The 8,492-nt window shown below is 43.7% G+C and carries 7 protein-coding genes; 5 read left to right on the top strand and 2 right to left on the bottom strand.

The window, feature by feature from the left end; genetic code table 11:
* Positions 1 to 68 precede the first annotated feature (68 nt).
* Positions 69 to 698, top strand: a complete 630-nt coding sequence (locus AC1DWN_RS01055; protein ID WP_477557096.1) for an O-methyltransferase — start codon at positions 69 to 71, stop codon at positions 696 to 698.
* A 634-nt stretch (positions 699 to 1,332) separates the two neighbouring features.
* Here AC1DWN_RS01055 and AC1DWN_RS01050 read toward each other — a convergent pair.
* Both AC1DWN_RS01050 and AC1DWN_RS01045 read right to left on the bottom strand, forming a co-directional pair.
* Positions 1,333 to 2,007, bottom strand: coding sequence for a DNA-binding response regulator (locus tag AC1DWN_RS01050; protein ID WP_477557093.1), 675 nt, complete (start codon positions 2,005 to 2,007; stop codon positions 1,333 to 1,335).
* 676 nt (positions 2,008 to 2,683) lie between these two features.
* Positions 2,684 to 3,925: an MFS transporter gene (locus tag AC1DWN_RS01045; RefSeq protein ID WP_477557092.1), complete on the bottom strand. Its 1,242-nt coding sequence runs from the start codon at positions 3,923 to 3,925 to the stop codon at positions 2,684 to 2,686.
* A 151-nt stretch (positions 3,926 to 4,076) separates the two neighbouring features.
* Between AC1DWN_RS01045 and hemE the strand changes: the two genes are divergently transcribed.
* The 4 genes from hemE (at position 4,077) to AC1DWN_RS01025 (ending at position 8,468) form a co-directional block, all read left to right on the top strand.
* Complete coding sequence (hemE, locus tag AC1DWN_RS01040) at positions 4,077 to 5,153, top strand: uroporphyrinogen decarboxylase (RefSeq protein ID WP_477557091.1); 1,077 nt, start codon at positions 4,077 to 4,079, stop codon at positions 5,151 to 5,153.
* Positions 5,140 to 6,087 carry a ferrochelatase gene (hemH, locus tag AC1DWN_RS01035; RefSeq protein ID WP_477557090.1) on the top strand — a complete coding sequence of 316 codons (948 nt, stop codon included), beginning with the start codon at positions 5,140 to 5,142 and terminating at the stop codon, positions 6,085 to 6,087. The genes hemE and hemH overlap by 14 nt, the downstream gene beginning before the upstream one ends.
* Positions 6,088 to 6,340: 253 nt before the next feature.
* Positions 6,341 to 7,696, top strand: a complete 1,356-nt coding sequence (locus AC1DWN_RS01030; RefSeq protein WP_477557089.1) for a CapA family protein — start codon at positions 6,341 to 6,343, stop codon at positions 7,694 to 7,696.
* 31 nt (positions 7,697 to 7,727) lie between these two features.
* Entirely contained in the window at positions 7,728 to 8,468 is a 741-nt protein-coding gene (locus tag AC1DWN_RS01025; RefSeq protein ID WP_477557088.1) for a glycerophosphodiester phosphodiesterase, read from the top strand.
* Positions 8,469 to 8,492 lie beyond the last annotated feature (24 nt).

The following is an 8,492-nucleotide window of genomic DNA, read 5'->3' as shown; positions in this document are numbered from 1 at the left end:
AAATCATACAATCAAGTATAGGACAAATTAGGCTGTATTTACAAATTGTAAATTGGAGAGAGAGAAAAATGTTGAAAAATGAACAATACGTGGATTCACTTTATGGAAAAGATGTTGATCTAGAGCGGGTAAAATCGGGGATTGCATCTAAAGGAATGCCTGATATATCCGTATCTGACGGTTATGGTCGACTCTTAACCATGCTGGTTCAAATGTCAGGAGCACAACAAATTTTGGAGATTGGTGCGCTCGGCGGTTATAGCGGAATTTGTTTGGCTAGAGGCTTAAAAGCGGAAGGTAAATTAGTATCGCTTGAACTGCTGCAGAACTATGCAGATGTTGCGAAGGAGCATATGGAAGCGGCAGGACATGGCGATCAGGTCGAGTACATCGTAGGCGATGCGAAGCAAAACTTGGCGGAGCTGCAGGCGAGCGGCCGGAAGTTTGACTTTTTTTTCATAGATGCGGATAAAGAGGGCTATCCTGTATATTTGAACTAYGCTATCGAAATGTCGAATCCGGGCGCTGTCATAGTTGGAGATAACATTCTGCTGCGCGGCAGAACCATTAATGAGGAGAAGCAAGGGCCAGCTGTGCGCGCGGTTCGTTCCTTCAACGAAACGATTGCTTCGGATGATAGGTTGATGACTACCGTTTTGCCTGGCTATGACGGGCTTGCGATAGCGATTGTGAAATAAAAGGGACGGTACGCTGCACTGAAAGTAAATTTGTAGGAGAGGGTTCACTTTCGATGCGGATAAACGACATCTGTAAGAGCGGCTTCACTTTCTATGCGGATAAACGACATTTGTATGAGCGGAATCTTGAACATATCAGATGCTGCTTTACTTTGTCTGTTGAACTGTGACCCACAAGAAGGACACTTTGAAAAAAAGTCCCTCTCTTGCGGGTCACAGTCATGTTAGGGCTGAAGGGTGTTAGATTTAAAATGAAGGGTATTAGATTCGAAAAATGAGTCTAATGAGCCATCTTTGCTTGTGTGTAACGATTTAGTTTCACTGAGTGAACTTAAAACACACGAACTAGTCTTGAACTGGCCAATACCACTCGATTAGTTTCAATTTCTGAACATAATGCAACTAAATCGGGCAGGTTCTGTTGCTTAGTTTATGATAATGAAACTAAATCCATTGCTGCTGAAGTATTCTTATTGGTTTCTAGTTGCTACTGTAGTTGTTTCATTAGTTTCTAGTCGCTACTGAAGTTGCCTCCATCGAATTTTAGTAGCTTATGCGGTTGGTAATTTTATTGCCTGATGTTTGTTGCTCATTAGTTGCTCATTAGTTGCTCATTAGTTGCTCTTTAGTTGCTTTATAGTAGGAGTGAACGTTTAGAGGTGCTGAGTTTCCACGAATGTGTGCGGAGAGAGCCACCGTTTGCCGCTTGCAACCAATCCATATTTTCGAGTTTACGGATATGGGAACGTGCAGTGTTGTAACAACAATCCAGAGCAACTTTAACGTCAACTAGCTGAAGAGGTCTTTCGATTCGTAATGTTAGACTTAATATTTCACGCTCGTACACATTTAAATCATTGATTGTAGCAGAGTCTCCGAATAGTCTCCCCACCATTTGTTGAAGCAATTGCTGCCACAATCTCGGCCGATTCTCAATATCGTCATAACCGATGCGAATAACCGTCCAATTGTCATTGGTCAAATGCATCTGTCGCACCCACTGATCGCAAAACTGCCTTCGTGAAAGATTACGCAAATGTGCGCTGTAGCCGTCAACTTCGATTGCGATCCGAACATGTGATCGGATGTAAGCAAAATCAATATAACGGTAGCCTTCATTAAAATCTTGCACCTCATATTCGGGATGCAAATGCTGAAAATGTCCGAAGGCAGGCCACCAAATGTGTTGAAGCATCATTTGTTCTGCATGTGCGTGACCTTCATTAAGGCGTCGAAGTGATTCACCCGATCTATTCTGTGCATGCTTTGCTAACCATTGCTGATGGGATTCATTAAATAGTGATGTCATTAATACATTTCCTCCTATAAAAATAATAAACGCCGCTAAAGCAGGTGGAATGAATACCTGCTTTAGCGGCGCATGCTTTGCGACACTATTAACCATATTTTATGGTGATCTTATCACAACTTAGTCAGTCCTGCTACATAAAATTGAATGTTTGCATATGCTTATTTCATTTTGTGAAACTAAATGCAGCTAGTGCTGAAGTTGAGGCTAGTTAGATTCAGATTCTGAATCTAATTGGGTGAATTACCTTGTAAATAGAGGTGAGCAGGTCACTAGTTTCAAATACTGAAATTAAATGTACAGAATTGGCCCTTAATCAAGCGTTAAGCTTAATAAATGAAACTAAATCACAACGTTTGCAGCGGTGGCACACTAAGGATTTAGGATCTATTACACTTACGTGGAGGTAGATGATTTAGTGCTCAAACAGATGCAAAAGATACATGATGATTAGCTGTAACATTAATAGTGTGAGTGAAGCCCCTCAGGAGAGGGGCTTCATTTAGTTTGTGTGTTGTGACATATGATCTAAGTTTGCTGAGTGAGTTAAGTTTACTAAATGAGCCATGTGAGTTAGGTGTTCTCAGTGAGCTAAGTGGTCAAAGTGAGCTAAGTATACTAAGTGGTCTAAGTGATCTAAGGGAGCTAGGTGCGGTAAAGTTAGCTAATGTGTGCATTATTTACTGTTTCCTTTGTCTTCCCCATCAGACTTTCTTAACATACTCGAACGCTTTCGAAGCAGTGTTTGCCATACCCAAGCTGCATTAGCGAGCATCATGACTGAGGAAACAAGGAATAGCCCTTGAATGCCGATCCAGCCTGATAGTGCTCCGCCTGTAATTGGTCCGACCATATTTCCGAGGCTAAGTGTGCTGCTATTGAAGCTATAAGCTCGGCTTTCCATACCGTCCGGCGTATATTTTCGAATCAATGCATTAACTGTCGGTATTAATCCTCCAAGGAATATACCGAGTACAAATCGCGCCAACAGAAGCTGCCACACTGTTCCGGCAAGTGCTTGCGGTATGAAGGCAAGCGCCGCGCCGACTAGGGCAACTCCGAGCACAGGCTCTGCTCCGATCCGATCACTAAGCCTGCCGAGCAGTGGCGATGCAATGAGGTTTGAGAGCCCAGTTACCGAACCGACGAACCCGGCTAGAAAAGCTAAGTTGGCGGTCGAGCCATGAAGTTCTTGTACATATAGCGGCATGAGCGCCATCGGACTCATCATTGCAAACTGAATAAGAAAGGTTACAGCAAACAGCGCTGTTAGCTGAGGGATACGGCTAAGCTTATGGAAGCCTTCAATAACGGAAGCTTGCACACGAGCCGCGGCCTTAGCACGGTCAAAAGGTTCTTTTACTACAATCAACGCGAGTAAAGATGCAGCGAATAATAAGGCACCTGTTAAATAAAAAATCGGTCGGAAGCCAATTGTATCAGCGAGCAAGCCGCCAATGAACGGACCGAGTATTGCTCCTGCTATACCTCCTGACTGAATGGTTCCCATAGCGAAGCCTATTTTGGCTTTAGGCGTCGTGGCTGAGATAAGCGCGACAGAAGCTGGATTAAATCCGGAAATTGTACCGTTCAGCATACGAAGCAGCAGCAAATGCCAGGGATTCGTGGCAAATCCCATTAAAACCATGACGACTGCCATGCCGAAGCCAGAGCGAAGCAGCATGATTTTTCGTCCATATTTGTCGGCGAATTTCCCCCATATGGGTTGAAAAATAAACGAAGTAACAAAGTTTCCGGCAAAAATAAAACCAGCCCAAATTCCGATCTCATGCTTATCTGTTAGACCTAAATCAAATTGCAAATAGAGTGACAGAAACGGAATGATCATTGTCATCCCAGCCATCACCAGAAACTGACCGAACCACAGCACGATAAGATTTTTTTTCCATTGTTCCATAGCGGAAATTATATCATAAGAGAAAGGAGTAAAGGAAATTAGGCCGATTGTCATACTATTGTCATAGGAAATCGTTTTATGGCGGTTGTTAGGTCTAGGGAAAAAGGGCATAATGAAAGCATATGAAAATACATAGAAATGGGGAACGGGAATGCCTTATAACGACCGTTTCATACGGGCTTGCCAGAAAGAACAAGTAGATCGTGTACCTGTATGGTACATGCGACAAGCTGGAAGATACGATCCTGATTATCGTAAAATCAAAGAAAAATATACATTGCTTGAGATTTGCAAACAACCGGAGCTGGCAGCTGAAATTACAATGATGCCGGTTAAAAAACTGGGTGTGGATGCTGCGATTTTGTATTCTGATATTATGAATCCTGTTGCATCGATAGGTATTGATTTTGATATTGTAGCTAATATTGGACCTGTTATTCATAATCCGATTTGTTCAGCAGCAGACGTTGACCGACTGAAGCCAATTGATGTAGAGGGTGACTTAGGACATGTGCTAGAGACGATTCGTATATTGGATCGTCAGCTAGAAGTACCGCTCATTACATTTGCAGGCGCGCCGTTCACGATTGCGAGCTATTTAATTGAAGGCAGACCTTCTAAAAATTATTTGCGCACGAAAGCTATGATGTACAGTGAGCCGGATGTGTGGCATAAGCTGATGCATAAGCTTGGCGACATGGTCATCACTTATTTGCGTGCGCATATAGCTGCAGGCGGCAAAGCATTTCAACTGTTTGACAGCTGGGTAGGGGCATTATCGCCAGCAGATTTCCGTCAATTTGTGCTGCCAACGATAGAACGGATTTTTGCAGAGCTGTCGGATTTGAAGCAGCCGAAAATATATTTCCCTGGTGTTAGCTCAGGAGAATTGCTTCCAGAGCTGAAACAATTGAAAGTCGATGTGATCGGTCTTGATTGGCGCGTATCGATTGCGGAAGGCAGGCGCAGACTGGACAATGGATTTGCGGTACAGGGCAACTTGGATCCAACGATACTTACAGCTCCTATCGGCGTCATTGAGTCATATGCGAAAGAGATTATTGATCAAGGAATTGAAGATCCGGGCTTTATTTTCAATCTCGGACATGGCTTGTTCCCTGAAGCGTCATTGGAGAAGCTGGCCCAATTAACGGCATTCGTTCATTCTTATTCAGAGAGGGCGATAATGGAGCGTAATCAAAGGGAGGCAAGTCATGTCAGAGCATAAAGAACAAAAGATTGGCGTTCTTGTTATGTCATACGGAACGCCAGAGTCGATGGAGGATGTTGAAGCATATTACACGCATATTCGGCGAGGTAATGCTCCGACGCCTGAGTTGCTTGCTGAGCTGAAGGGTCGCTATGAAGCAATCGTCGGTGGTGTATTCCCGCTAAGGGAGAACACGAACGGACAAGTAGCAGGCTTACAGGACAAGCTTGAACAGCTATCTCCAGGTCGATTTGTTTGTTATCAAGGCTTGAAGCATGCGAAGCCGTACATCGAGGATGGCGTTGAGCAGATGGCGAAGGACGGTTTTACAAAGGCTGTCGGCATTGTGCTTGCGCCTCATTATTCGACGATGAGCGTTGGAAGCTATATTAAGCGAGCGCAGGAAAAGGCTTCTGAACTTGGTATTGAAATGGCATTTGTCAAACAATACCACATGCATCCAAAACTACTTAAGGCGCTTACTGAGCGTGTTGAGGATGGTTTAAGCAGATTGTCGAAGGCTACAGACGGAGAAGTGCAAGTGAAGGTGTTGTTCAGCGCACATAGCCTGCCTGTTAAAATTCGTGAGGTGGGAGATCCTTACGAGCAGCAATTGCTCGAGACATCCGCTGCAGTAGCGAAGGCTGCTAATGTGTCCGATTGGCAATTTACTTGGCAAAGTGCTGGACGTACAAGAGATCCTTGGCTTGGACCGGATATTTTGGAGACGCTGCCTGTACTTAGTGAAGAAGGGGTCAAAGCAGTGCTTGTCGCGCCGGTTGGTTTCGTTTCCGATCATCTTGAGGTATTATACGATCTAGATATTGAAGCTCAGGCTCTATCTAAGGAGCTTGGTATAACATTAGACAGAATTGCGATGCTTAATCGTGATCCACTATATATGGAAACGTTGGCTGAATCGGTCATCGAGGCATTAGCCAGCCAAGAATAGCACTAAATAAGAGGCGGAGACTAGGGGCTCTGATCGACTTGTGTTTATTGACGAGTGGGTCGGCGAACTGTGCTCCGCTTTTTTTAATGGAATGAGAAGGTGACGGGCGGCCATTTAATTGGAGATGAGATGAGAGGAGTAGTGTTATGCTGGGCTGTAGATAGAGTGATTCTAGCAATTAAATAATAGTCTTCGCAACATCTGCGGAAGATTGATATAATGGGAAATATTCTAGCAAAAGGAGGCATCTTACATGCGTGTATCTCGTTCAGAATTACATCAACAAGATAAGCTGAAACGTAAAAAAAAGGTTAGAAAAATCATGTATATTAATTTGACGCTGCTAGGCATTATTTTTGTCCTTGTAGGCGTTTGGATAACGGTATCCAATTCTGATAGAGTGACCGATTGGTTTGGTGGTGTTGGCTCGAAGATAGTTTCCGAGAATGAACAAGCAGAAACAGAGGCAGGAGAAAAAGAAGTAGCAGAATCAGAAAAAGATGCAGAAGAATCGAAGAATGCTGGTCAGGGAGATACGAATCATTCTAATGGAAGTGAAAGTGTAGATGGGGAGTCTGGTGAGACTACTTCTGGAAATGATCCTATACAAACAGATCCACCTCATGAAGACGAGTCAGTTGCAGAAGAAAGTGATCCTGTTGCAGGGGAAACGGTTAGTTTATCTTTTGTTGGTGATTTATTGATCGGTGAGTACGTGGACAGTTTCTTAAAACGTGAAGGCTATGATTATATATATCGAAAATCGTTATTATATTTAAGTGAGCCAGATGTGATGGCAGGCAACTTGGAATACCCAATAACGAAACGAGGTATTCCGGCTGAAAAAAAAGAGTATGTATATAAAGGCTCTCCAGAGGCGTTGCCAGAATTTAAAAATGCGGGATTTGACGTAGTAAACTTGGCTAACAATCATACGCTTGATCAAGGCGAGGAAGGCCTGTTTGATACGATGAGCCATTTGGACGAGGCTGGTATTTCGCATATGGGTGCAGGGAAAAACGATACAGAAGCTTTTAAAGCGCTCATTAAAGATGTGCGTGGTACAAAAGTCGCTTATATCGGACTTAGCAAAGTTGTACCCGATATTACTTGGAAAGCGGCTAAAAACAAAGCTGGTGTGGCAGAAACATACGATACAAGACGAGCGGTTGCTGCTATTGCGAAGGCCAAGGAACAAGCGGATATTGTCGTTGTCATGGTTCACTGGGGTACAATGTACATGGACAAACCGGAGCAATACCAGAAGGATTTCGCTAGACTATACATAGATGCAGGGGCAGATCTTGTCATAGGAAGCCATCCGCATGTTCTACAGGGTTTCGAAATGTATAAAGGCAAATGGATTGCATACAGTTTAGGAAACTTTATTTTTAGCGCATTCCCAAAAGATACAGAAGGTGAAACGGGTGTTCTTGATGCCGTATGTACCAAAAGTGGTGACTGTGATTTGAAGTTTAATCCGATGTATATGGTCAATGCACAGCCAACTCCTCTAGAGGGAGACGCGGCAAAGGCTGTACTCGATCGGTTGACATCCATTTCTTATCAGGTAAAGCTGAAGGAAGATGGGACAATTGTCTCGAAATAATGGAACCTTTAGTTGGAAGGATGATCGAATAATGAGAAATCCTTGCGTTGCGCACAGAGGCTGGTCAAGCCGCGCGCCGGAAAATACGATGTCAGCGATTCGTTTGGCGATCGCTGATCCAAATGTGACTTGGATTGAAATTGATGTTCAGCTGTCGAAGGATGCTGTTCCTGTCGTTATTCACGATTATAATTTACGTCGAACTACTAATGGCAAGGGTGAAGTGAAGGATTGGACAGCAGCAGACCTGGCCACTCTTGATGCGGGAAATTGGTTTTCGCAAAAGTACCAAGGTGAGAAGATTCCAACGCTCAAAGAAGTGCTTAGTGCGGCTGCGGGTCATTGTAAGCTGAATATAGAACTGAAAACGGATGGAATCCGATATCCGCAGATTGAACAAAAAGTATTGGAAAATGTGTATGAATACGGCTTAGTAAATGATATTGTGCTTACTTCCTTTAATGAGGGTGCACTATATCGGGCACGTAAGCTTTCAAGAGAAGTTAGGACTGGACTTATTCTGGATAGTTGGCGCAATACGCTGCCGAGGGAATTGAAAGAGCTCGGATCAGATTTTTTATCGATTGGCTATTCGCGGTTGAACAAGGATAGAATGACATTGTTAAAAAATGCAGGCATTCAAGTGATGGCATGGACAGTAAATGAGAAGCGAGCCATCCGGAAAGTAGCTGCAATCGATCCAGAGCTGATGATTTGTACCAATTATCCTGATCGCTGGCAGGAAGCTGTTTTGCAGGGTGAGATGGTTTAAGGTGGAAGAGAACAAGAGCGGAGA

The sequence above is a fragment of the Paenibacillus sp. P4_A7 genome, from assembly GCF_056402455.1.
This window is presented reverse-complemented; position numbering and strand designations above follow the sequence as displayed.